The 399-nt window shown below is 70.2% G+C and carries 1 protein-coding gene; it reads left to right on the top strand.

The genetic code is table 11. The features are described 5' to 3' along the window. Positions 1–60: 60 nt before the first annotated feature. On the top strand, positions 61–399 hold a 339-nt coding region (locus C1I92_RS33225; protein ID WP_199521854.1), incomplete at its 3' end, for a DNA cytosine methyltransferase.

The raw sequence follows: 399 nt of genomic DNA, 5'->3' as shown, positions 1-399 counted from the left end.
ATTGACCACCGACCCGTACCGCGCATCGCATCGCTGTGCACCGGCAACGGCGGCCTCGACATGGCCGTCGAGCTGGTGCTCGGCGGCCAGCTCACCTGGTACGCCGAAACCGACCGGCACGCCCGCACCGTTTGCGAGCACCACTGGCCCGGCGTGCCCAACCTCGGCGACATCCGCACCGTCGACTGGATCCGCATCCAGCCCGTTGACGTCCTCACCGCTGGATATCCCTGTCAGGACATCTCCAACGCCGGCAACGCGCCGGCATCACCGGCCCCCACTCCAGCCTCCGACGGCACCGCCAGGTCCTCGGCCGCCCAAGGACCGGGCTTGATACCGGCCTACCCACCGATGCACCGTCGACCGATGGACCCGACGCGGGCGGGCCACCTCCACCAC

Source organism: Jiangella anatolica (assembly GCF_003236295.1).
GTDB classification, from domain to species: domain Bacteria; phylum Actinomycetota; class Actinomycetes; order Jiangellales; family Jiangellaceae; genus Jiangella; species Jiangella anatolica.
This window is presented reverse-complemented; position numbering and strand designations above follow the sequence as displayed.